A 23,315-nucleotide genomic window follows, 5' to 3' on the forward strand; every position below is an offset into this window, starting at 1 on the left:
GAAAAATCAAATTTTCTTAGGCAATATATGTAGAAATCTGTTGATTTTTCGAGAACTTTGTTATTCGAATTCAAAAACACACGTGTAATTAGTCAGTAGCGATTGAATTTAGCTTTTCGAATGAAACTCTACGAATCGCTCAAAAGCAGTTTCATTTTGCAGTGACTTAATATTTTAGCTAAACTCAAAAGAATTTTTAAGTAGAATGTTCCAAGACAGAAAGCAAATCATTCTTAGTTTTTTCTTTTTAATCTGCGGTATCTATGCATTTAGGTTATTTTACCTACAAGTAATAGATGATACCTACCAAACGATTGGCTCGACGGGGGCTTTGAAGAAGGAGGTTCAGGTTCCGCTCAGAGGGCAAATCTACGATAGAAACGGAAAACTTTTAGTGGCCAATGTAGATGTTTATGACATGTACGTTACGCCGTATAAAGTGAAACCAATGGACACAACGATGTTTTGTCGTTTGTTCAATATTACTCGTTCATATTTTGATAGCACGATGACTGCAGCTAAAAGCTATTCTCGTAACCGTGCTACTCTTTTTCTACGCCAACTTTCTAAAGAAGATTATGCTCGTGTGGCAGATGCAATGGTGAATTTCCCAGGATTTACTTTTGAGCAATCTTTCTTCCGTACTTATCCTGCCCGCACAATGGCCAATGCTTTAGGTTATATTGGTGAAATTAGTAAAAAAGCTTACGAAGAGCAAGAAGTTGAATATTATCGTAGTGGAGATTATATTGGCATTACTGGTCTTGAAAAAGAGTATGAAATGGAATTGCGGGGTAGGCGAGGAGTGAAATTTACGATGATGAATGTTCACGGTGAAAATAAAGGCTCTTATTCAAATGGCGAGTTTGATACACTTGCTGTAATTGGCAAAAACTTATATACAACGGTTGATGTTGAAGTGCAACAATTGGCCGACAGTCTTTTTCAAGGAAAAACAGGCTGTGCGGTGGCTATTGAGCCAAGAAGTGGTGAAATTTTAGCCATTGGTTCATATCCTTATTACGACCCAAACATACTTTCAGGTAAACAGTTTGCCAAGAATTTTAAAGAATTATACCGAAATCCTGATAAACCACTCAATGACCGTGTAGCAACTGGTTTCTTCCGACCAGGTTCTACTTTTAAATTAGTTCAGGCATTAGTGGCTTTACAATTAGGAGCTATTACGCCCGAAACATTCTATGTTTGTGGAAACGCTCCAGTAAAATGTCACGGACACCCATCGGGTGATTTACATAATGCCGTTCGTTTTTCGTGTAACCCTTATTTTTATCAGGTATTCAGAAAAACAATGGGTATGGCTGGCGAAACAAATCCCTTCAAAGAAGCTCCTATTATGTTATCGAAATGGCACGAAATGGTTGCTAAGTTTGGTTACGGTCAGAAATTAGGAATTGATTTGCCTTCCGAATCATCAGGCTTACTACCAAGCGTTAAATACTATGATAAACGCTATGGTCAGTATCAGTGGAAATTCTCGAATATTTACTCATTAAGTATCGGTGAAGGTGAAGTTTCAGTGAATATGCTCAAAATGGCTAATTTGGCTGCTACGATTGCCAATCGTGGTTATTGGGTTACTCCTCACTTGGTTAGAGGTATTGGACAAAATGGGAAAGGTGTGAAACCTGAACATCGTGAAGTGCACAGAACAGATATTGATACCCGTAATTTTGAAGCTATCATTGGTGGTATGCAAGACGCAGTTGAGCGTGGTACCGTAGGTGGAGGAGCAGGTATAGTTGAAGGTATTGAAATTTGTGGTAAAACAGGTACTTCGCAAAACAAAAAAGGTAAAGATAACTCTATTTTTATTGCATTTGCTCCACGTTATAATCCCAAAATTGCTATTGCGGTGATGGTTCAAAATGCAGGTTTTGGTGGTTCGTATGCGGCTCCAATTGCTACGTTGATGATTGAGAAGTACTTGAAACGTAAGATTGAACGTACGGCTTTGAAAGAACGCATGATGAATACTCACATCAAAACTGTGGAAGCTATGGCTGCTGGTGCTAATGCCAAACCAATTCCATCGACTACGCAAGACTCTAAAATCAATACACCTTCGAATTCGAAGCCAAATGCTCCTGTAAAGCCTGAAAAAGGTGCTACAGAAAAAGTAATCAAAACAACATTCGTAAAACCAAAAGAACAAAACGTAAATCAAACAAAATAGTATGGCACGTGATATAGATATTAGAGAAGGAATTGATTGGACAACCGTTTGGCTTTATGCTTTATTGGTTATTTTTGGGTGGTTGAATATTTATGCAGCGGTTTATAATCCTGAAAATCCGATAACCATTTTTTCTACGTCTCATAATGCTGGAAAACAGTTGTTGTTTATTGCATCAACGTTTATTCTAATTTTAATTATACTATTCGTAGATTATAAGGTTTATGATTCATTTGCCTATATATTTTACGGATTTATTATACTCTTGCTGTTTGCAACCATCTTTTTGGCAACTGAAATTAAAGGCTCTAGGTCTTGGATTAAATTAGGAAGTACTTTTTCTTTACAACCCGCCGAGTTTTCGAAAATCTTTACGGCACTTGCAATATCAAGATATTTAAGTACTCAGGGGGTTAATATTACGAAAGTACGCGATGCCATTGTGGCAGGTTTGATTGTTTTTGTGCCGCCGATCATTATTATTCTTCAAAAGGAAACAGGTTCAGCTCTTACTTTTGCTGCGTTTATTGCCGTTTTTTACCGTGAAGGTTTACCGGGTATTTATCCCGCCTTAGGCATCGCTTTGGTTATTTTATTTGTACTAGTACTATTCTTTAATAAATTCTACGTAGTTGCCGGTTTGGCCGTAGCGTGTGGGTTATTTTGGTATTTCTTCTTGAAGCGTTATGAACGTACACGTCAAAATCTTATGCGTTTGATTGGTGTTTTTGTTATTGCTTCTGCTTTTGTTTTTGGTGTTAAATTCTTTACTACTAGTGTTTTACAACCACACCAACAGAAGCGTATTCAGGTATTGGTGAATCCAGATTCTGACCCGCTTGGGGCTGGCTGGAACGTAACGCAATCAAGGGTAGCGATTAGTTCGGGAGGTGTTATTGGTAAAGGTTATTTACAAGGAACACAAACAAAGTTTGATTTCGTACCTGAACAATCGACTGACTTTATTTTTTGTACGGTTGGAGAAGAATGGGGGTTTGTGGGTAGTGTAATTGTTATTCTTCTTTTTGCAGCTTTGTTGAATCGACTTATCAATTTAGCTGAAAAACAGCGAAGTAAATTTTCGAGAATTTATGGTTATTGTGTTGCCAGTATTCTCTTCTTCCATTTATTTGTCAATATCGGAATGACTATCGGCTTAATGCCTGTAATTGGTATTCCATTACCATTTTTGAGTTATGGTGGTTCTTCGCTTTGGTCATTTACTATTTTATTGTTTATTTTCTTGAAACTCGATGCTCATAGAAGTTATAAAGTTTAATGTGTAAAGATTTAGTGATTTATGATGGAATGTAATTCATCAGAGTAAAATTTTGAGATGAAATAAAATTTCATTTATTTGCTCATAGATGCTTGAAATTCATTAAATCCCTATTTTATTAAAACTAAACCAACATTATTTTATGGCAAATCCAGCATTTTCAGAAAAGACATTTACTAATATTGACTATTCTTTTGACCGCCAAGAGGTAATGACCGTTGAGTCAACTCTTACAAAGGTTGGTATTTTACTAGCGATTCTCGGAGCTTCATCGGCAGTTTCTTGGATAGGCCTTATGCAAGGATGGAGTATTGCACCTATGCTTATTCCTGCAGGTTGCATTGGGGGGCTTCTATGTGCAATTGTATTAGCGTTTAAGAAAGAGTGGGCACCTCAATTAGCACCTACCTATGCTCTGCTAGAAGGCTTGGCAATCGGAGCTATTTCTGCCATATTTCAAGAGTTTGCATTAATTGCCGCTGGGTTGACTTTTGGGGTAGTATTTGTGATGTGGTTTTTATATAAAACTAAAATCTTACAGGCTACACAAGGTTTTATTTTTGGTGTTGCGGCTGCTACTGGTGCAGTTTTTCTCTTATATATGCTTACTTGGATTTTAGATATGTTTGGGGTAGCTATACCATATATTCATGAAGGAGGCTTAATTGGAATCATTTTTTCATTGATAGTTATTACTATTGCAGCCATGAATCTCATTATTGATTTTCATTTGATTGAAAAAGGTGCTGAAATGCAAGCACCAAAATTCATGGAATGGTATGCCGCATTTGGCCTAATGGTTACGATTATTTGGTTATATTTAGAAATTTTGAAGCTTTTATTGAAGTTAGCTTCACGTAAGTAAGATATAAAAAAATCCCCGCACTTAGCGGGGATTTTCTATTTTTAAGGCTGTTTCTCTGCTTCAATAATATTGCCTTGTATTGAGAGTTTGACTTTTACAACATTCTTATTTTCATTTCTAATAAATTCTACGGTACCGCCATAACCTAGTACTTCAAATATCTCAACTTCTTTTGTAGGTGCTAGTTCTGCCGAGCCTTGTCCAACAGCTTCACCGAATAATTTGCCGTTTTGAATACTAACGATTAATTCTTCAAAAGGTCCTTCTTTTACCTTATATTTACCAACGTAGGCTTTTGCCGCAACGGTATCAATGGCAGCGACAGGTGTTGTAGATGTACTTTGTGCTACAGTTTCAAAGCTACATGCAAAAATGCCTAAGATTACGAATAGTGCAATTTTCTTCATTATTATTTAATTTAATTGAAAGTTATTTTATCTTAGATAATTTGTTTTATCTAAATTATGCATCGGTAAATATAATTATTTTAATAATCTTTTTGAAAATAATTTGATGAATGGTTAATTAAGCTAGAAATGAGATAAAACTTGATAATATGCTTCTTACCCTATGATGTTTATCATGTATGACAAGCACTGAAAACTGTTTTTTTGCACCCAAAAATCGAATCTTATGCATATCACAACTGCCGACGAAGCTCTTAAATTTGTTAAATCAGGAGATAAAATTTTTATTCATAGTGTAGCTGCCGTACCACATCATTTAGTTAGAGCCTTAGTGGCAAGAGCTAATGAAATTAAAGGTATTGAAATCTATCACTTGCATACAGAGGGTGAAGCACCTTATACCGAGCAACAATATGCCGAAAACTTTCACACAAATGCTTTCTTTATAGCTAAAAATACCAGAACCGCCATTGCAGAAGGGCGTGGTAGCTACATACCTGTTTTCTTATCTGAAATACCGAGATTGTTTACCCAAAACATCATTAAATTAAATATTGCTCTCATTTCGGTTTCTACACCTGATAAAAGTGGTTTTTGTTCATTGGGTACTTCGGTAGATGCTACCATTGCTGCGATTGACTCCGCAGATATTGTGATTGCACAAATTAACAAAAATGTGCCTCGTACGCTGGGTGATGCCCAAGTTCATACAAGTCGAATTCATTATTTTGTGCCATTTGATGAGCCTCTGCACGAAGTTTCTTGGGGTGAATCAACGCCTGAGCATAAAAAGATTGGTCAGCATGTTGCATCATTAGTTGACGATGGAGCAACGCTTCAAATGGGTATTGGAAGTATTCCTAATGCGGTATTAGCTGCTTTAGAAGAGCACAAAGATTTAGGGATTCATACAGAAATGTTTTCTGATGGGATAATTCCATTGGTTGAAAAAGGGGTGATTACAGGTAAATTTAAAAAGCGGAATAGAGGTAAAATTGTTTCTACTTTTATGTGTGGTTCAAGAAAATTGTATGATTTTGTTGATGATAATCCCCTCGTAACAATGATGCGTGTTGATTATGTGAATGATACCTCTATTATTCGCCAAAATCCTAAAGTTACTGCAATTAATAGTGCCATTGAGATTGATATTACAGGGCAAGTTTGTGCTGATAGTATTGGTTATAGTATGTATTCTGGTGTTGGTGGTCAAATGGATTTTATTAGAGGTGCTGCCCTTTCTGAAGGCGGAAAGCCCATAATTGCTCTAAATGCAACTACTGCAAAAGGTTTGTCAAAAATCGTTTCTCATTTAAAAGAAGGTGCAGGGGTAGTAACTACTCGTGCTCATGTACATTATGTGGTGACTGAATTTGGAATTGCCTATTTATTTGGGAAAAATTTGGTTGAAAGAGCTAGAGAATTAATTAAAATTGCTCATCCTGCTCACCAAGAAACATTGGCTCGTGAGGCCTACGAACGTTTTAAACATTATAGTTCAGCAATGTTTTAAAGAAAAAATATAACTACACATTGATTGGTATTTAGATAAAATAACTACCAATTTTTGTTTTTATAAATAATATATCTATTTTTGTCGAAAAATAAGGATAAAATAATCTTTTATAAAATGGCAAAAGTAACCGAGCATTTGAAGAGTAATAATGGGAAACCTATTTTTTCGATAGAAATTATTCCGCCTACAAAAGGTACGAATATCAATGAATTACTCAACGCCATTGAGCCAATGATGGAGTTGAAGCCACCATTTATTGATGTAACTTTTCATCGTGAAGAATATTTTACGAAGCAGATGCCTGATGGTTCGATAAAAGAGATTCGTACGCGTAAACGTCCAGGTACGGTTGGTATTTGTTCATCAATTATGAATCGTTTTAAAATAGACCCTGTTCCGCACGTACTTTGTGGTGGTTTTACGAAAGATGATACAGAAGACTTACTGATTGACCTCAATTATTTGGGGATTGATAATGTATTGGCTCTAAGGGGTGATTTTGCTAAGCCTTATGATACTTTTAAGCCCAAAAAAGATGGACATCAGTACGCCAATGAATTGGTTGGTCAGATTAAAAATATGAACCAAGGAAAGTATTTGCACGAAGATGCCGAATACTTAAATGCCAGTGATTTTTGTATTGGAGTAGCGGCTTATCCTGAAAAACACTTCGAAGCTCAAGATTTAGAGCAAGATATGGAAAATTTAAAGCGAAAAGTAGCCGCTGGGGCCGACTATATCGTGACGCAAATGTTCTTTGATAATCAAAAGTATTTTGATTTTGTAAATAAATGTCGTGCAGAAGGAATTACAATTCCTATTATTCCGGGGTTGAAAGTTTTGGCTACTAAAAAGCAATTAGATATTTTACCTAAATTGTTTTATTTAGACATTCCTGAAGCATTTAGAAAAGAAGTTTTAGCCTGTGAAAATGATAAACAAGCTAAACAAATAGGAATAGAATGGGCAGTACAACAATGCCGTGAATTAATTGATTTTGGTGTGCCAGCATTGCATTTCTATACAATGAGTAAGTCTGACACTACAATGGCAGTTGCGAGACAAGTATTTTAATAATACTAGGTAGAGACGTTTCATGAAACGTCTCTACTTTATTTTTAAGGTAATATCAACGCATACCCTTTATTCTGAAAGGTACTAAAAGTAATGAGTGCCGATTGAGCCACTTTGATATTGGCATTACGTTTTTCATCTACTAATTTTCTTGCTCTCAAAGACTGTCCACACACAAAGAATTTGACTCCGTTTTTCGCCAATTCATTGATTAGAGCCGTATTTGGGTTGGGTATACCAAATTTTTTCTTGTAAGCTTCATCTTCTAAAATAATTGGGGTAGCTAAAAAATGAAATACGCCAACAACATCAATATTCTCTTTAGGAATTCCAGCTTCCGCATGAAGGTTTACTAATCTGGCTAATTTATCTAAGGAAGCATTCACTGAATCGGGCTTATCAGATGCTTTTGATAAATCAACAATGATTTTATATTTCATTTTTTTATCGGCAACTGGTGTTGCTTCGGGTACTTCAAACATACCGCCGCCACTTTTAATCACTGGAAAAACTTTTGTTTGTGAAAATCCCTTAGTGGCTAATAGAATACATAACAATAAAAGTACTTTGTTCATGTTTATGAATATTTAGAGTAAAAAAAGGGCAGATAACTACGTGAATTATCTGCTCCTAAATTTATCAATAATATGTTAGATTTCAATTAAATATCTACTTTCGCATATTTTGCATTTCTTTCAATAAAATCACGACGAGGACCAACCTCATCGCCCATAAGCATGGCAAATAAGTGGTCAGCTTCAGCAGCAGATTCAACCGTTACTTGCTTTAAAGTACGCTTGTCTGGTCGCATGGTAGTTTCCCAAAGCTGTTCTGGGTTCATTTCTCCAAGACCCTTATAACGCTGAATACCTACGCTATCTTCACGGCCAGCACCAGCTAAACGTTTCACCGCTAATTCACGCTGCTCTTCTGTCCAGCAATATTCTTCCTCTTTTCCTTTCTTTACCAAATAAAGTGGCGGTTGGGCAATGTAGATGTAGCCTCTTTCGATAAGTTCTTTCATATAACGATAGAAGAACGTAAGAATAAGCGTACGAATGTGGCTACCATCAATATCGGCATCGGTCATGATGATAATTTTATGGTAGCGAAGTTTATCGGTATTCAAGGCACGCTCATCGCCATCTCTACCGATTTGTACGCCTAAAGCCGTGAATATATTCTTAATTTCTTCGTTTTCGTAAATTCTGAACTCTTGTGCTTTTTCAACATTAAGGATCTTACCACGTAAAGGCAAGATAGCTTGGAAAGCTCGATTACGACCTTGCTTAGCCGAACCACCCGCTGAGTCACCCTCAACTAAGTAGACCTCACAAATACTTGGGTCTGATTCTGAACAGTCAGCTAATTTACCAGGTAAGCCAGTTCCAACCAAAACATTCTTGCGTTGAACCATTTCACGAGCTTTCTTAGCTGCAATACGGGCTTTGGCTGCTAAAATTACTTTATCAACAATTATACGAGCTTCTTTTGGATGCTCTTCTAAATAGTTTTCAAGCATTTCTGCTACACAAGCACTTACCGCCGATGTTACCTCGCTATTGCCTAATTTAGTTTTTGTTTGACCTTCGAACTGAGGTTCGGCAACTTTTACTGAAATAACCGCCGTTAATCCTTCACGGAAGTCGTCACCACTAATATCAATTTTTTCTTTGGCTAAAATACCTGATTTCTCGGCATAACTCTTCAAAGTACGAGTCAACGCCATACGGAAGCCTGATACGTGCGTACCACCTTCATGCGTATTGATATTGTTTACGAAAGAATATACATTTTCACTGTAACTTGTGTTATAAAGCATGGCCACGTCAACTGGAACGCCATCTTTATTTCCTTCCATAAACATTGGTTCAGGAATTAAACGCTCACGGCCTGCATCAATATAAGATACAAATTCTGCTAGTCCGCCTACTGAGTAGAATGTATCCGTTAATGCATTTCCGTCTTCGTCTATTTCACGGAGGTCAGTCAATACGATTGTGATACCTTTATTCAAAAAAGATAGCTCACGAAGACGATTCGCTACTGTTTCGTATTTATATTCAGTAACTGTAAAAATACTATTATCGGGCTTGAAAGTTACTTGCGTACCTGTATCTTCTGCCGTACCGATTTCACGTACTGGATAAAGTGGTTTTCCGATACTATATTCTTGTTCGAAGACTTTTCCTTCACGATGCACTTCTACACGTAAGTGAGTAGAAAGAGCATTTACGCAGGATACCCCCACACCGTGCAAACCACCTGAAACTTTATAGGTATCTTTATCGAATTTACCACCAGCGTGAAGTACGGTCATTACCACCTCTAAAGCTGATTTCTTTTCTTTCGAGTGCATTCCAGTTGGAATACCACGGCCATTATCTTTTACTGTTACCGAATTATCTGGATTAATTGTTACGTTGATGGTGTCGCAATGTCCTGCTAAGGCTTCGTCAATTGAGTTGTCAACAACCTCCCAAATGAGGTGGTGAAGTCCTTTGGCACCAATATCACCAATATACATGGCCGGACGTTTCCTTACTGCCTCTAATCCTTCAAGAACTTGAATGTTTTCCGCACCATAATCTGCCTTTGACTTCTGAGGCTCTAAGCCTTCTTGATTTTCTGCCATAATTAATTGTTTAAAAAAATTTAACTATCAGATTTTCCGAATAGAATATCTTAAAATAGTAAACAGTTTATATCGAAAATTTACTTTTTTAACTACAGTAAAAGATGTAAAAAAACTGTGCTTTTTTGTTGGCAACCTATACCTGAGTATTTAAGTTTGTTACTCACAGTTTTTTGTCTAATTTAGTTGTAAAGATACAAAAAAATATCGGATTTTTAAAATTTATTCCATGCTCAAAATGCTTCAAAATGACGTTTTTTTAGCATTTTTTTGGTAAAAATTTAAATAATGATAAAACTTATAACATAGACACTAATTGACAATCATTTATGAAGAAGTTTATTATTTTAGCATTAATTCTAAGTTCGTGTAAATCAACTTTTTATATTGCACGACATGCCGAAAAAGTCGATAATTCGGCAAATCCACCTCTGAGTACTCTGGGTAAAGAACGAGCCGAAGACCTCAAGCAAGCATTGCTCAATAAACAAATTACAGACATTTACTCAACCAATTTTTTGCGTACCCAAAATACCTCCAAACCTTTGGCTGATGCTTTGGGTAAACAAATAAAAGTTTATGCAGCAAGTCCCGCTGATTCGATGAGGGTTTTTATTGAAAGACTGAAGACTATGAAAGGGAAAAAAGTATTGATTGTTGGGCATAGTAATACTTGTAAATATGTGGTAAATGGTCTGCTCGAAAAAGATACGTTGCGTTCTGATATACCTGATAATGATTTCGATAATCTCTATATTATAGAAAGGAACTTTTTTCCGGTAAGGAAAATGCGTTTCTTTGCAAAAACGTACGGAAAAACTTCGCCACAGTAACACCTTTTGCGTAAGTTTTGCGTTTAAAGTAAAATAAGTTTTAAACTTATTTGATGCACACAATTGCAAGATTGCATTGCCGAAGTAATTGTGTTACAAAAATCTTTTATAAAGTATTCAATCAATGAAAAATCTACGAAAATTTACATTAATCGCTTTAGCTATCCTAACGGTACCTTTTGTTGCCTTTAAGTACGATGACCGTTACTTCGAAATAGCCAAAAACTTAGATATTTTCGCTACGATGTTTAAAGAACTCAACGCTTACTACGTAGATGAAATTAACCCGAATAAGGCCATGAGGATGAGTATTGAGTCGATGTTGAAGCAACTCGACCCATACACCAATTTCTTTCCTGAAGATGATATTGAAGATTATATGACCATGACTACCGGAAAGTACAATGGAATCGGTGCAACGGTATCGCACCGCGATGATAAACACGTGGTTGTGATGATATACGAAGGCTCACCTGCTGACAAGGCAGGAATGAAAATCGGAGATGAAATAGTAAAAGTTGATGGTGTTGATGTAGTGAATCGTAAAGGTGTAGATATTGGTCGATTAATGAAAGGCCAGACTGGTACTACGGTCAAGATGTCGGTAAAAAGATACGGACAAAATTCTCCGCTTGAATTAGTCGTTGGGCGAGACATCGTGAAAACACCAAATGTTCCACACTCAGGCATGATTAATGATGAAGTGGGTTATATTCAATTAAACGATTTTACAGCAACTGCGGCGAAAGAAGTGAAAGGTGCTTTCACTGAATTGAAAGGTCAAGGAATGAAGAAACTAATCCTAGACTTACGTGGAAACCCAGGTGGCTTATTGAATATGTCAGTTGAGATTTGTAATGCTTTCTTGCCAAAAGACCAGTTAATTGTAGAAACACGTGGAAAAGTTGCCGAATGGAATCATAAATATATGGCTATGGAAGCTCCACTCGATACTGAAATGCCAATTGTAGTGCTTATTAATAGTATGAGTGCTTCTGCCTCAGAAATTGTGAGTGGAACTTTACAAGATTATGACCGTGCGGTGCTCATCGGCCAACGTTCGTTTGGAAAAGGTTTAGTACAAACAACACGTGATTTGAGTTATAATACCAAAATGAAAATCACAACTGCTAAATATTACATTCCAAGCGGCCGTTGTATTCAAGCATTAGATTACAGCCACCGTAATCCAGATGGTAGCGTAGGACGTGTACCAGACTCCTTAAAAACAGCTTTTAAAACAAAAAATGGTCGAACGGTTTACGATGGTGGAGGAGTTGACCCAGACATCAAAACAGAAGTGGCAACTATGGCAGCAGTAACCGCGAATTTATTGCAAAAGAATTATATCTTCGATTATGCTACTAAGTACTACTTCGAACATGCTAATCAAAAACCAAAAGAGAAGTTTACGCTTACGGAAGCAGAGTATCAAGATTTTATCAATTGGTTAAAAACTAAAGATTTTACTTACACTACAACAATGGAGCGTAATCTTGATAACTTAGAAGCATCGGCTAAAAAGGAAAACTCATTGGATTTAGTGCAAGAACAAATCAAATCTTTGCGTGAAAAAATCAAACAAGGAAAGCTACAAGATTTGGCAAAAAACAAAGAAGATATCAAAGAGCAATTAGAAGCTGAAATTCTGAGTCGTTATTATTATCAAAAAGCAATGAAGTTTGTAGCTTTCGACCGTGACAAGGAAGTTCAAGAAGCTCTGAAATTATTTAAAGATATGCCACGTTATCAGTCAATTCTGAAAGGAGGGAAGTAAGAAACGCTAAATTTTTCATTTCTGAAATTGATTCAAGAAGTTTTGTAATTTTTTTAGAAAAAGTCTATTAACTTTTTCATTTTGTTGTATTTTTGCAGGGTAAATCTAAACTTAGTACGCTTATGTTCGGTTATCAATATCCAACTTGGGTTGCAATCACATTCTTTGTCGTTCTAATGGCGTTATCTTTCGCTGTTGGTAAATGGTTAGTAAAGAAAGAAAGAGATTACGACGGAATTTAATCATATCTTGAGTGCTGGATTTTGAGGTTCAGCACTCAAAAAATTCCTTCTTCCAAATGCAAAATTACCTTCTCGGGTAATTTTTTTGTTAATAAACGAGCTACAATACTACTTCTGGTGCCATTTGAGCACGCAACCACAATTGTTTGATAGTCGTTTAGTTCTTCCAAACGTTCAGTAATTTCATGAGGAGGAATATTTATTCCGCCAATATTAAAATCTGCAAATTCAGTATTCTCTCTTACATCAACCAAAATAGTCTTTGGTTTCGAAAGAACTTCATCTAATTCGCTTTGTGAAATTTCGGTATATGTTTGCATAGTTTATAAATGAATATGGCACACGCTTGTCGAGTGTGCCATAAAGTATATCAAATTTTGAAATGCAATTACTTGTAAAGAGCATCACGTTGCCCTTTGATTTTCTCATCTGTCAAGAAAGTATCAAAATCCATTAACTTATCCAAACAACCATTTGGTGTTAACTCAATGATACGATTCGCTACTGTTTGAGTTAATTGGTGGTCATGACAAGTGAAAAGGATATTGCTCGGGAAATCTTCCATGCCTTTATTCAATGCTTGGATTGATTCCAAATCTAAGTGGTTGGTTGGTTCGTCAAATAATAAAACGTTTGCACCCGAAAGCATCATGCGTGAAAACATACAACGTTGCTTTTCACCTCCTGATAGTACTGTACATTTTTTCAAGGCTTCTTCGCCCGAAAACAACATACGACCTAAGAAACCACGTACAAAAGTTTCATCTTTTTCTACTGAATATTGTCTGAGCCAATCTACTAAGTCAAGGTTTCCATCGGAAAAATACTTAGCATTATCGTTTGGTAAGTACGAATGAGTAATTGTTACCCCCCATTTGAATGAACCACTATCTGCTTGTTTTTCGCCCGAAAGAATATCAAATAAGGCCGAAACTGCCAATCCATCTTTGCTCAAAAATGCTATTTTTTCATTGCGAGAAACCTGAAAATTCAAATCTTTAAACAAATATGTGCCATCTTCAAGTTTGTAGCTGAGGTTTTCAACCAATAAAATTTGGTCACCAACTTCGCGGTCGGGTTTGAAACCGATGTATGGATATCTGCGTGAAGAAGGCTGAATTTGTTCGATATTCAGTTTTTCAATCATTTTCTGACGAGCCGTTGCTTGCTTAGACTTAGCCACGTTGGCAGAGAAACGACGAATAAACTCTTCCAATTCCTTTTTCTTCTCTTCAGCTTTCTTGTTTTGGTCGGCTTTTTGGCGAGCGGCTAACTGGCTTGATTCATACCAGAAAGAGTAGTTACCGCCATAAAGCGTAATTTTCTTGAAATCAAGGTCAGCGATATATGTACAAACGTTATCGAGGAAGTGACGGTCGTGAGATACTACGATTACGGTATTCTTGAAATCCATCAAGAAATTTTCGAGCCACAAAATAGAATCAATATCTAAGTTGTTGGTTGGCTCATCGAGTAATAAAATATCTGGATTTCCGAAAAGAGCTTGTGCTAACAAAACCTTCACTTTTTCTGAAGGGTTCATATCAGCCATGAGCGTATAATGGTAATCTTCTTTGATGCCCAAGCCTGAAAGCAATGATGCCGCATCAGATTCTGCATCCCAACCATTCATGTCGGCAAATTCTGCTTCTAATTCAGCTGCACGATTTCCATCTTCTTCGGTAAAATCTGTTTTGGCATAAATCGCATCTTTTTCGGCAATAATTTCAAATAAACGCTCATTCCCTTTGATAACAGTGTTTAAAACTGTTTCTTCATCAAAGGCATTTTGATTTTGTTTCAAAACCGACATCCTTTCACCTGGGTCCATGCTTACATTTCCCGTTGTTGGTTCAAGGTCGCCCGAAAGAATCTTTACAAACGTCGATTTTCCAGCCCCGTTTGCTCCAATAAGGCCATATACGTTGCCTGGCGTGAATTTAAGATTTACCTCTTCGAAGAGAGTTCTTTTGCCAAAACTAAGTGAGATGTTAGATACTGTAAGCATTTTAATTAGTGTAGAATGAAGAATTAAACTAAGTTCAATTAAAATTCAAAATTCTATTTTTAAGTTTTAAGAAATACAATAATATATTTTATACACAAAGAATAGAGCGTTTGGGTAAAATCATTCTTTATTACTCAAAAAATCCCTTCATCAGCAAAGCTGAAATAGCCGTTATCGCCAAAAATAAGATGGTCTAGTACGGGTATATCCAACATTTTGCCTGCTTCTTTTACTTTTTTAGTTAATTCCTTGTCAGCTTGACTTGGAGTTAAATTACCTGATGGATGATTATGCACCAAGATAATCGCCGAAGCTAAATATTCTAATGCAGCTTTAAAAATCATCTTTGGGTCGGCTACCGTTCCTGCCACTCCTCCGATACTTATTTGGTGTGGTTTTATTACTTCATTAGCTCGATTGAGTAACAAAACCCAAAATTGCTCGTGTTGTAAGTCCATTAAGTAGGGGCGAATAGCCTTGTAAGCATCTGATGATGAACCCACTTTCGTTTTTTTTAGAACCTCACTATCTTTTCTTCTTCGGCCTAATTCAAGTGCGGCGGCAATAGAAATGGCTTTAGCTTCGCCAATGCCTTTAAACTTCATTAAATCGTTGATACTCAGCTTAGCTAATTCATGGAGGTTATTATTGACACTCTGTAAAATTAACTTTGATAAATCAACGGCAGATAGTTCTCTTGTACCAGAACCAATCAAGATAGCAATCAACTCGGCATCCGAAAGTGCAGCTTTACCTTTCAGTAAAAGTTTTTCTCTCGGACGGTCTTCTTCAGCCCAAGATAAGATTTTACTAATCATTTTTTATAGAGAAACAGCAAAAGAAATATGGATTTCGAAATCCTAACTGAAACAAAAAATGCCCACGGAGAAAAGTGTTCCATGAGCAAAATATTGAAAATCTTAGAGCTAATTAAGCTAAAGAAGCGATATGCTTAGCTAAACCTGATTTTAAGTTAGCCGCTTTGTTTTTGTGAATAACATTCTTGCGAGCTAATTTATCTAAAGCAGAAGCTGCTGATTTGAACAACTCTGTAGCTGCTACTTTATCAGTAAGACCACGTAATTTTCTAACTAAAGTACGAGTTGTTTTATGTTGGTAACGATTTCTCAAACGCTTAGCTTCGTTTGCTCTGATACGCTTTAATGCTGACTTATGATTTGCCATTGTATTTTATAAATAATTGTCTTATTCTGAAATTGGAGTGCAAAATTAACTATTTTATATGAAACAAAAAACTTAATCTAAAATATTTTTCCTAAAAAATAAAGGCTTCGCACAAAGCGAAGCCTTTATTGAAGATTGCAAATAACTAAATACTAATTATTTAATCTCTGAATTGATAACCAATACTTTTTCCCAGTTTGCTTCGTTTGCTTTCTCAAAAGACTTGTATTGACTACTTTCACGGAATTTCTCAATTTCAGCATCTGTTCTGAATGTAAGATAATGCATTACATCATACTCCGCTGTTGAGTTTTCGTCGCTAAAAGTTTTACCAGCCGAATACCCTGCAATTTCTGGTAACTGACGCTTCAAATCTTGAAAGTCAGCCATGTGCTTTTTAATTGTTTCTGCTGAAGTTCCTTTTTTAAACTTAAAGCAAACAATACGTTGTTTTTGGGCCTTAGGAGGTGTATATGCCGAACCATATGCTACCATTAAAAAAGCAAATAGACCCAAAGCCATTGCTGGCATTAAATATCTTAATAATGATTTTTTCTGTGCTTGACTCATTTTGTGAAACCGAATAATATTTTGTATTACACTGCAAATATAACAGATATTATTCAAAAAAATTGCATTATTTCTAGAAAATATTTTATTGTTTTTGTAAATTTAGTATTTTGCCAAATATTATTCTGATTTTTAATCTAAGAGAAATATGGTGTCTTTCTGATGAAAAAATATTTTTTTGGGAATGAAGTTTAAATTTTAAGGATTTTCGAAAAAAAAAAATCCTTTCGTTAAAATTAGGTTCAAAATTTGGAACTTATTAGAAAAAAAGTATAATATTTTGCGTTTTCAAATGTAAAATTTATGCTTTTGGAATTTTTAGTGTACATAATACTTTGTTTTGTGACCTCAAAATCGAGAAATATTAAAAAAAAGTAAAAAACAACTTGCTGTAATGAATTTATTAAAAAGTGTAAAACAAAAAGGCCTGATTTGGTGCCTTTTATTGAGTAGTATTTGGTGTTTATCATCTTTTCGTTATCAATCAATTATTTGGGGATTTTTCGGCCACCAGCGAATCAATCGTTTAGCAGTTTTTACATTACCTCCTGAAATGTTTAGGTTCTACAAAAAGAATATTGATTTCATTACTGAAAATGCTGTAAATCCTGACCAACGGCGTTATGCTGTTAAGGGGGAAGCTCCGAGACATTTCATAGATTTAGATAAATATTCTGATTCCATTCGTAAGCAGCTACCATTGCTTTCTTGGAAAGAAGTGAGTGAGAAAATTTCAGAAGATACGCTTAATCGGCACGGGATTGTACCTTGGCATATAAACTTCATAAAGTACCAACTAACAGAGGCTTTTCGAAAAAAAGATGCTCGACGAATTTTAATGCTTTCGGCTGATATTGGTCACTACATTGCTGATGCAAATGTGCCGCTACACACTACCCAAAATTATAATGGACAATTAACTAACCAGACTGGTATTCATGGATTTTGGGAAAGTAGATTGCCTGAATTATTCGCTGATAATTACGATTTTTTTGTTGGACAAGCCGATTATGTAAAATCCCCACAAAAAAGAGCTTGGCAAGCTGTTTTGGGGGCAAACACAGCTTTAGATTCTGTACTAAGATTCGAACAAGAATTAACCAGCCATTTTGCTGAAGATAAAAAGTTTGGTTTTGATGAGCGAAATGGTATTACTACTAAAAGTTATTCAAAAGAGTTTTCGGAGCGATACCATACAATGCTTAAAAATCAAATAGAGCGTCAGATGCGTGCCTCTATAAAAATGGTTGGAGATTTTTGGCTAACGTGCTGGGTTGATGCGGGGCAGCCAGATTTGAATAGTTTGCTAGCCTATCAGCCAAGTAAAGAAGAAAAAGAGGCGGAATTAGCCGAAAAACAGTCGTGGCTGAAAAGGGTTTTGGATGTTAGAAAAGAAAGTGATAATTAAAGGTAGCCCGACAGGTATTTAGCCTGTCGGGCTATTTTCTTTATATTTTTATGAAAATTTTCTTCTTGTAAAGCCAATTTAGAATTAACCAATAAATGAGAAGCATGAGCCCACCATGCACAAGCGACTGATAAGGAAGCCCAAACAGATTGGCATAATTTTCACCTAAATGGATTTTTAAAGATTTTGAGATATAAACGCCAAGAGCATCGGCAATACAGTAGGCCGCAATTGAGTTCATACCAATTACTTTCAAGAAATAAGCCCAATCAGACTTTCCTCGAACATCTATTATCCAATAAAAAAATGCTAAGAACAAAAAGCATAAGCCGCCGCTGAAAAGCACCCAAGTGGGTGTCCAAATACGTTTGACATTTGGGCATATTCCTAAACGATTAAATATTATGCCAAGCATTAGCCCAGAAACGCCTAAAATAATGAATTGCTTGAGTTTTTCGTCTGCTTTTGTTTCTGATTTTAAGATATTTCCTGCTAAAAGTCCCAAAATCATTGTACCAAGTGTAGGGATAAAACTGAGGGTAGCATAGCCTCCACCATTAAATAAAAATGCCTTTTCACGAGGAAAAAGATTGAGAAACCAGCGGTCAAATGCCCAAGCAAAGTTGGTGTTTTTATTCCAATGAGCAGAAAAATCGCTCAGATTATGTTCCCAGTCTTTGGCAACACCCGCATTGACATAGTCGAAATTAGCATCGGGAAGTGGGTAAAGTGCAAAAGCTAACCAATAGCCAACGAGAATAATTATTAGAGCTGAAATCTGAACCTTTTGAGAGCGAAAAGCCAATAAAAATAAAAATGGATAGCCCATTCCAATTTGACTTAGCGTATCTTCAAATGTAAAATAAGTTTGAGATTTGTACTGAGAACGCAAAAAGATACCTAAAAGAATGAGAATTAAAGAACGTTTAAGTGCGTGTAAAAATGCAGCGTTAGTACCTTCTCTTTGTGTAAGTCTGCGTGCAATAGAGTACGGAAGAACCACGCCAACTAAGAATGAAAATGAGGGTTGAATGAGGTCGTGTAATGAACAACCAACCCATTCTACGTGGTCTTGGTGAAAAGCTAGGAATGCCCAAAATGAGCTTTCTGGTAGTGCTTCAGATACTTTTCCGAAGTGGAGTACTTCGGCCATCATCAGTAGCATTACAAAACCACGATAGATGTCGGCCGAAGTTAGTCGATTTTGTGAATTCATTAAGATTAGGGTTTATGTCCTAAATATAATGAATTTCTGAATTTATAGAACAAGTTTTCAACTTGTCATTATAGGTTAATGTGAAAATAATAAGTTTAAGACTTAATTTTATAAACGTACGATAACACGCCCCATTTGTCCACCTTTGAGTATTCTTTTTATTTCTTTAGAAAGACCCTTGATTGTGATTGTCTTTATAATAGATTGAATATCTTTTGGTTTCCATGATTTTGCTAAGTTTTTCCACATTTTTTTTCGCCATTCGATATCACATTCTGAAGAATCAATTCCAAACATCGAAACCCCTCTTAGGATAAATGGAAAAACAGTTGTAGGTAATTCAGGCGAATTAACTAAACCACAAATAGCAACAACTCCATTGTATTGCATTGATTTTAAGATAGTTGCTAGCATGTTGCCGCCAACAGTATCTACACAAGCTGCATAAACACCTTTAAGTAATGGACGCCCCGATTTATCATCTACTTCTTCGCGAGAAATTACTTCTTTCGCCCCAATTTTTAAAAGAAAATCCTTCCCTTCGGGTTTTCCCGTAACCCCCACCACATGAAAACCAAGTTTGGCAAGAATCATTACTGCCATTGTGCCTACGCCACCAGTAGCCCCTGTTACAATAACTTTACCTTTTTCAGGAGTAAGTCCGTTTTGTAAAAGTTTGTCAATGCAAAGTGCGGCAGTAAGACCAGCCGTGCCGAAAATCATACTTTCTTTGGGTTTTAATCCACGCGGAAGTTTTACTACCCATTTGGCTGGAACACGGATGTATTGCCCGAAACCACCAGCTGTATTCATGCCAAGGTCGAAGCCAGTTACGAGTACTTTATCTCCTTTTTGAAAATCAGTAGATTGACTATCCTCGACGATTCCCACAGCATCAATACCGGGTGTATGAGGATAATTACGCGTAACGCCTCTATTTCCAGTTGAAGATAGGGCATCTTTATAATTGAGTGAAGAATATTGTACCTTTATTAGTACTTCACCAGCTGGTAGATCTTCAATTTTTCGCTCAATGATATTTTGAGAGAAAGTCTTATCTTCGTTTTCGGTAATGTAGAATGCTTGGAAAGTTGACATTGTTTGATAGATTTGGTTGTACTCTTTTACATTTGAATACATCAAAAATCGCAATTTTGTTTTAGAATAGGAGTTTTTCTGGAGATTATTATTTTAAGGATAAAAAATAGTGTCTGTAAGAACATTATGATTTTTCCTTTGCAAGTTATTATAATTTATAAAAGGTATTAGAAGTAAGTTTTAAGTAATGGTAATTTTAGTATTTTGAATGAATAATTTTATCTTGAAAAAATATTTCATAATGAATAAAGAAAAAACAGCGATATTATTATTAATTATTTGGTGGGGAGCATTTACTTTTTATGCAGGTGTGGTTATTCCCATCGGTTCAAAAGCATTGGGAAGCCACACCCCAATGGGTTTTATCACGCAAGCTGTTACTGTGTACTTTAATTATTTGGCATTGTCGATATTTATCTTTTTTACTTTTGCTTTTCGGAAAGTTAAATGGGCGTACATTCTAGGTTTTTTATTAATCTTGGGTCAAATAAGCTTGTTTTTCTGGCATTATAAATTAGACCCAATGCTTAATTTTAAAACGCGTGTAGTTGTAGAAAAACAAGAATTCTACGCTCTTCATCGAGTTTATCTATTAACTTCTAGTGTTATTTGGTTGATTGTGAGCGGTGTATTGTTTAAGAACATTAGGTTTACCTAACAATTTGTTGGCTGGGAATTGTAGGCTGAAAACCGCCTTTAAAATCAGGTTTTGCATAACGATTGCTTGAACTAAAGATTTGAATTTCGGTTAAAACTGTCATAGTTTCAGTATTGATAAACTCAGGGAGCTGATTATCTGGATATTTCATTGAAGGATTTTCACTGAGATTTTCAAAGACAAAAGCAATGGGTAAAATATAAGTTCCTTCATAGCCTAAACCGAGTAGGGGTAGTTTTTTCAAGCCCCTTTTGATAGATGCCTCAAAGCCGATACTTTTCTCAACATGATTGGCCATTTTTGGGTAAAATATCTCTACACCCTCAATTTTACCAGATTTGGTTACACTAAATTTCGTGAATATTCGTCCATAAATACTTGAAAGCGTAGCTACTTTAGGATATTCAATTGTTTTTTTCGCTAACTCAAAGAATACCAAATTTCTATCTAAATCTTTTTGGGCGTAGGTTTGAGTAGTAATGAAGATGCATAAAAAAGATGCCAAAGTAGCTTTCATGTTGAATGTGATTTTAGTGAAATTAATAGCGTTTCTATACAAACTTGTAGAAAAAATAATATAAAAACAAAAAGGCCTCAAGATTTCTCTTGAAGCCTTTTTTATAAAATATGGTTTGAATGACTATTACATCATGCCGCCCATACCACCACCGTGTGCATGGCCCATATCTGGAGCTTTTTCTTCTGGAATATCAGATACGACTGCTTCAGTTGTAAGCAATAAACCAGCAATCGAAGCAGCGTTTTCAAGAGCCAAACGAGTTACTTTCGTAGGGTCGATGATACCAGCCGCTAACATATTTTCAAATTTATCTTCGCGAGCATTATAACCGTAGTCATCTTTGCCAGCTTTTATTTCTTGTACAATTACTGAACCTTCGCCACCAGCATTAGCAACGATTGTACGCAATGGTGATTCGATTGCCGAACGGATGATTGCGATACCAGTTGTTTCGTCAGCGTTTGCACCTTCAAGACCTGCTAAAGCAGCTTGAGCACGGATTAAAGCTACACCACCACCAGCAACGATACCTTCTTCTACCGCAGCACGAGTTGCGTGAAGTGCATCATCTACACGGTCTTTTTTCTCTTTCATTTCAACTTCTGTTGCAGCACCGATGTAGATAATAGCTACACCGCCTGACAACTTAGCTAAACGCTCTTGTAATTTCTCACGATCGTAGTCAGAAGTTGTAGTTTCGATTTGAGCTTTGATTTGGTTTATGCGTGCAGTGATTTGGTCTTGGTCACCAGCACCATTAACAACTGTAGTATTGTCTTTGTCGATAATGATTTTATCGCAGTGACCTAAGTATGAAATATCTGCATTTTCAAGTTTGAATCCTCTTTCTTCAGCGATTACAGTACCACCAGTAAGGATTGCGATGTCTTCCAACATTGCTTTACGACGGTCGCCAAAGCCTGGAGCTTTTACAGCACAAACTTTCAATGCACCACGGATTTTGTTTACTACTAATGTAGCAAGAGCTTCGCCATCTACATCTTCAGCGATGATTAATAACGGACGGCCAGTTTGAGCTACACCTTCTAACACTGGAAGAAGTTCTTTCATTGAAGAAACTTTCTTCTCAGAAATCAAGATGAATGGTTTTTCCATCTCAACTTCCATTTTCTCAGCGTTAGTAACGAAATATGGAGATAAATAACCTCTGTCAAACTGCATACCTTCTACAGTTTTTACTTCTGTTTCAGTACCACGAGCTTCTTCAACAGTGATAACGCCTTCTTTACCTACTTTCTCCATTGCATTTGCAATCATTTGACCAATTTCATGGTCATTGTTTGCCGAGATAGTAGCAACTTGTTCGATTTCCTTTGAAGTAGAGATTGCTTTAGATTGATCTTTTAAAGCACCAACTATTGCGGTAACCGCTTTGTCGATACCACGTTTCAAATCCATTGGATTCGCTCCAGCAGCTACGTTTTTAGCACCGATAGTGTAGATAGCTTGTGCTAATACAGTAGCAGTTGTAGTACCATCACCCGCTTGGTCAGCAGTTTTAGAAGCTACTTCTTTTACTAATTGAGCACCCATGTTTTCAATCGAATCTTTCAATTCGATTTCTTTTGCCACACTCACACCGTCTTTAGTGATTGATGGAGAACCGAATTTTTTGTCGATGATTACGTTACGACCTTTTGGTCCTAATGTTACTTTTACTGCGTTTGCAAGAGTGTCAACACCTCTTTTCAATTTCTCTCTTGCATCTGTATCAAATATAATTTGCTTTGCCATTTTTTTTAAAAATAAAAAATTAAGAATTAAAAATTAATAATTGTCGAAAATTATAGAGTGTATCCTGTAAAA

General features: G+C 36.1%; 21 protein-coding genes. 9 read left to right on the forward strand and 12 right to left on the reverse strand.

From position 1 onward, the window contains the following. The first annotated feature begins 205 nt into the window (after positions 1 to 205). From A6M55_RS02405 to A6M55_RS02415, 3 genes are all read left to right on the forward strand, one after another. On the forward strand, positions 206 to 2,197 hold the full coding sequence (locus A6M55_RS02405) for a penicillin-binding transpeptidase domain-containing protein (RefSeq protein WP_015029712.1): 1,992 nt from the start codon (positions 206 to 208) through the stop codon (positions 2,195 to 2,197). A 1-nt stretch (position 2,198) separates the two neighbouring features. After that, positions 2,199 to 3,476, forward strand: a complete 1,278-nt coding sequence (rodA, locus tag A6M55_RS02410; RefSeq protein WP_015029713.1) for a rod shape-determining protein RodA — start codon at positions 2,199 to 2,201, stop codon at positions 3,474 to 3,476. Between the two features lie 142 nt (positions 3,477 to 3,618). Further along, positions 3,619 to 4,341 carry a Bax inhibitor-1/YccA family protein gene (locus tag A6M55_RS02415; protein WP_015029714.1) on the forward strand — a complete coding sequence of 241 codons (723 nt, stop codon included), beginning with the start codon at positions 3,619 to 3,621 and terminating at the stop codon, positions 4,339 to 4,341. 41 nt (positions 4,342 to 4,382) lie between these two features. On the opposite strand, the gene A6M55_RS02420 is transcribed toward A6M55_RS02415, so the two are convergent. Continuing rightward, positions 4,383 to 4,748 carry a hypothetical protein gene (locus A6M55_RS02420; RefSeq protein ID WP_015029715.1) on the reverse strand — a complete coding sequence of 122 codons (366 nt, stop codon included), beginning with the start codon at positions 4,746 to 4,748 and terminating at the stop codon, positions 4,383 to 4,385. A 226-nt stretch (positions 4,749 to 4,974) separates the two neighbouring features. Between A6M55_RS02420 and A6M55_RS02425 the strand changes: the two genes are divergently transcribed. Together A6M55_RS02425 and metF are read left to right on the forward strand one after the other, a co-directional pair. Then, positions 4,975 to 6,261 (forward strand): acetyl-CoA hydrolase/transferase family protein, encoded by a 1,287-nt coding sequence (locus tag A6M55_RS02425; RefSeq protein ID WP_064196324.1) that lies wholly within the window; start codon positions 4,975 to 4,977, stop codon positions 6,259 to 6,261. 117 nt (positions 6,262 to 6,378) lie between these two features. Then, positions 6,379 to 7,338, forward strand: coding sequence for a methylenetetrahydrofolate reductase [NAD(P)H] (gene metF / locus A6M55_RS02430; protein ID WP_041693557.1), 960 nt, complete (start codon positions 6,379 to 6,381; stop codon positions 7,336 to 7,338). A gap of 44 nt (positions 7,339 to 7,382) precedes the next feature. On the opposite strand, the gene A6M55_RS02435 is transcribed toward metF, so the two are convergent. Together A6M55_RS02435 and gyrB are read right to left on the reverse strand one after the other, a co-directional pair. Next, on the reverse strand, positions 7,383 to 7,913 hold the full coding sequence (locus tag A6M55_RS02435; protein WP_064196325.1) for a DsrE family protein: 531 nt from the start codon (positions 7,911 to 7,913) through the stop codon (positions 7,383 to 7,385). 86 nt (positions 7,914 to 7,999) lie between these two features. Continuing rightward, positions 8,000 to 9,973: a DNA topoisomerase (ATP-hydrolyzing) subunit B gene (gene gyrB, locus A6M55_RS02440; protein ID WP_015029719.1), complete on the reverse strand. Its 1,974-nt coding sequence runs from the start codon at positions 9,971 to 9,973 to the stop codon at positions 8,000 to 8,002. 329 nt (positions 9,974 to 10,302) lie between these two features. Between gyrB and A6M55_RS02445 the strand changes: the two genes are divergently transcribed. Further along, positions 10,303 to 10,806: a histidine phosphatase family protein gene (locus tag A6M55_RS02445; RefSeq protein ID WP_064196326.1), complete on the forward strand. Its 504-nt coding sequence runs from the start codon at positions 10,303 to 10,305 to the stop codon at positions 10,804 to 10,806. 124 nt (positions 10,807 to 10,930) lie between these two features. Continuing rightward, positions 10,931 to 12,583: a S41 family peptidase gene (locus tag A6M55_RS02450; protein WP_064196327.1), complete on the forward strand. Its 1,653-nt coding sequence runs from the start codon at positions 10,931 to 10,933 to the stop codon at positions 12,581 to 12,583. A 277-nt stretch (positions 12,584 to 12,860) separates the two neighbouring features. Here A6M55_RS02450 and A6M55_RS02455 read toward each other — a convergent pair whose 3' ends face one another. The 5 genes from A6M55_RS02455 to A6M55_RS02475 form a co-directional block, all read right to left on the reverse strand. Continuing rightward, the gene (locus A6M55_RS02455; RefSeq protein WP_015029723.1) at positions 12,861 to 13,145 is read right to left on the reverse strand and encodes a rhodanese-like domain-containing protein; all 285 of its coding nucleotides are present in this window, start codon (positions 13,143 to 13,145) and stop codon (positions 12,861 to 12,863) included. A gap of 68 nt (positions 13,146 to 13,213) precedes the next feature. Then, positions 13,214 to 14,833: an ABC-F family ATP-binding cassette domain-containing protein gene (locus tag A6M55_RS02460; protein ID WP_064196328.1), complete on the reverse strand. Its 1,620-nt coding sequence runs from the start codon at positions 14,831 to 14,833 to the stop codon at positions 13,214 to 13,216. 134 nt (positions 14,834 to 14,967) lie between these two features. Continuing rightward, complete coding sequence (gene radC, locus A6M55_RS02465; protein WP_064196329.1) at positions 14,968 to 15,651, reverse strand: RadC family protein; 684 nt, start codon at positions 15,649 to 15,651, stop codon at positions 14,968 to 14,970. Positions 15,652 to 15,763: 112 nt separating this feature from the next. Further along, complete coding sequence (gene rpsT, locus A6M55_RS02470) at positions 15,764 to 16,018, reverse strand: 30S ribosomal protein S20 (RefSeq protein ID WP_015029726.1); 255 nt, start codon at positions 16,016 to 16,018, stop codon at positions 15,764 to 15,766. A 156-nt stretch (positions 16,019 to 16,174) separates the two neighbouring features. After that, positions 16,175 to 16,588 carry a Dabb family protein gene (locus tag A6M55_RS02475; RefSeq protein ID WP_015029727.1) on the reverse strand — a complete coding sequence of 138 codons (414 nt, stop codon included), beginning with the start codon at positions 16,586 to 16,588 and terminating at the stop codon, positions 16,175 to 16,177. Between the two features lie 394 nt (positions 16,589 to 16,982). Between A6M55_RS02475 and A6M55_RS02480 the strand changes: the two genes are divergently transcribed. Beyond that, entirely contained in the window at positions 16,983 to 17,996 is a 1,014-nt protein-coding gene (locus A6M55_RS02480) for a zinc dependent phospholipase C family protein (RefSeq protein WP_064196330.1), read from the forward strand. A 40-nt stretch (positions 17,997 to 18,036) separates the two neighbouring features. Here the strand turns inward: A6M55_RS02480 and A6M55_RS02485 are convergent, their stop codons facing one another. Then, complete coding sequence (locus tag A6M55_RS02485; RefSeq protein ID WP_015029729.1) at positions 18,037 to 19,212, reverse strand: acyltransferase family protein; 1,176 nt, start codon at positions 19,210 to 19,212, stop codon at positions 18,037 to 18,039. Positions 19,213 to 19,320: 108 nt separating this feature from the next. After that, positions 19,321 to 20,310: a YhdH/YhfP family quinone oxidoreductase gene (locus A6M55_RS02490; protein WP_229235465.1), complete on the reverse strand. Its 990-nt coding sequence runs from the start codon at positions 20,308 to 20,310 to the stop codon at positions 19,321 to 19,323. Between the two features lie 241 nt (positions 20,311 to 20,551). Here A6M55_RS02490 and A6M55_RS02495 point away from each other — a divergent pair, with 241 nt between their 5' ends. Continuing rightward, complete coding sequence (locus A6M55_RS02495; protein WP_156510964.1) at positions 20,552 to 20,968, forward strand: hypothetical protein; 417 nt, start codon at positions 20,552 to 20,554, stop codon at positions 20,966 to 20,968. On the opposite strand, the gene A6M55_RS02500 is transcribed toward A6M55_RS02495, so the two are convergent. Both A6M55_RS02500 and groL read right to left on the reverse strand, forming a co-directional pair. After that, positions 20,961 to 21,485 carry a hypothetical protein gene (locus tag A6M55_RS02500; RefSeq protein WP_064196333.1) on the reverse strand — a complete coding sequence of 175 codons (525 nt, stop codon included), beginning with the start codon at positions 21,483 to 21,485 and terminating at the stop codon, positions 20,961 to 20,963. The two genes, A6M55_RS02495 and A6M55_RS02500, sit on opposite strands and share 8 nt — an antisense overlap. A 126-nt stretch (positions 21,486 to 21,611) precedes the next feature. Continuing rightward, a complete protein-coding gene (groL, locus tag A6M55_RS02505; RefSeq protein WP_015029733.1) occupies positions 21,612 to 23,243 on the reverse strand; it encodes a chaperonin GroEL in 1,632 nt (543 codons plus the stop codon). Between the last annotated feature and the right edge of the window lie 72 nt (positions 23,244 to 23,315).

Source organism: Emticicia sp. MM (assembly GCF_001649495.1).

Excerpts from the sequence above, each read along its gene's own strand:
- A6M55_RS02405 (WP_015029712.1), top strand. The coding sequence starts at position 206 with ATGTTCCAAGACAGAAAGCAAATCATTCTTAGTTTTTTCTTTTTAATC.
- rodA (WP_015029713.1), top strand. The coding sequence starts at position 2,199 with ATGGCACGTGATATAGATATTAGAGAAGGAATTGATTGGACAACCGTT.
- A6M55_RS02415 (WP_015029714.1), top strand. The coding sequence starts at position 3,619 with ATGGCAAATCCAGCATTTTCAGAAAAGACATTTACTAATATTGACTAT.
- A6M55_RS02420 (WP_015029715.1), bottom strand. The coding sequence starts at position 4,748 with ATGAAGAAAATTGCACTATTCGTAATCTTAGGCATTTTTGCATGTAGC.
- A6M55_RS02425 (WP_064196324.1), top strand. The coding sequence starts at position 4,975 with ATGCATATCACAACTGCCGACGAAGCTCTTAAATTTGTTAAATCAGGA.
- metF (WP_041693557.1), top strand. The coding sequence starts at position 6,379 with ATGGCAAAAGTAACCGAGCATTTGAAGAGTAATAATGGGAAACCTATT.
- A6M55_RS02435 (WP_064196325.1), bottom strand. The coding sequence starts at position 7,913 with ATGAACAAAGTACTTTTATTGTTATGTATTCTATTAGCCACTAAGGGA.
- gyrB (WP_015029719.1), bottom strand. The coding sequence starts at position 9,973 with ATGGCAGAAAATCAAGAAGGCTTAGAGCCTCAGAAGTCAAAGGCAGAT.
- A6M55_RS02445 (WP_064196326.1), top strand. The coding sequence starts at position 10,303 with ATGAAGAAGTTTATTATTTTAGCATTAATTCTAAGTTCGTGTAAATCA.
- A6M55_RS02450 (WP_064196327.1), top strand. The coding sequence starts at position 10,931 with ATGAAAAATCTACGAAAATTTACATTAATCGCTTTAGCTATCCTAACG.
- A6M55_RS02455 (WP_015029723.1), bottom strand. The coding sequence starts at position 13,145 with ATGCAAACATATACCGAAATTTCACAAAGCGAATTAGATGAAGTTCTT.
- A6M55_RS02460 (WP_064196328.1), bottom strand. The coding sequence starts at position 14,833 with ATGCTTACAGTATCTAACATCTCACTTAGTTTTGGCAAAAGAACTCTC.
- radC (WP_064196329.1), bottom strand. The coding sequence starts at position 15,651 with ATGATTAGTAAAATCTTATCTTGGGCTGAAGAAGACCGTCCGAGAGAA.
- rpsT (WP_015029726.1), bottom strand. The coding sequence starts at position 16,018 with ATGGCAAATCATAAGTCAGCATTAAAGCGTATCAGAGCAAACGAAGCT.
- A6M55_RS02475 (WP_015029727.1), bottom strand. The coding sequence starts at position 16,588 with ATGAGTCAAGCACAGAAAAAATCATTATTAAGATATTTAATGCCAGCA.
- A6M55_RS02480 (WP_064196330.1), top strand. The coding sequence starts at position 16,983 with ATGAATTTATTAAAAAGTGTAAAACAAAAAGGCCTGATTTGGTGCCTT.
- A6M55_RS02485 (WP_015029729.1), bottom strand. The coding sequence starts at position 19,212 with ATGAATTCACAAAATCGACTAACTTCGGCCGACATCTATCGTGGTTTT.
- A6M55_RS02490 (WP_229235465.1), bottom strand. The coding sequence starts at position 20,310 with ATGTCAACTTTCCAAGCATTCTACATTACCGAAAACGAAGATAAGACT.
- A6M55_RS02495 (WP_156510964.1), top strand. The coding sequence starts at position 20,552 with ATGAATAAAGAAAAAACAGCGATATTATTATTAATTATTTGGTGGGGA.
- A6M55_RS02500 (WP_064196333.1), bottom strand. The coding sequence starts at position 21,485 with ATGAAAGCTACTTTGGCATCTTTTTTATGCATCTTCATTACTACTCAA.
- groL (WP_015029733.1), bottom strand. The coding sequence starts at position 23,243 with ATGGCAAAGCAAATTATATTTGATACAGATGCAAGAGAGAAATTGAAA.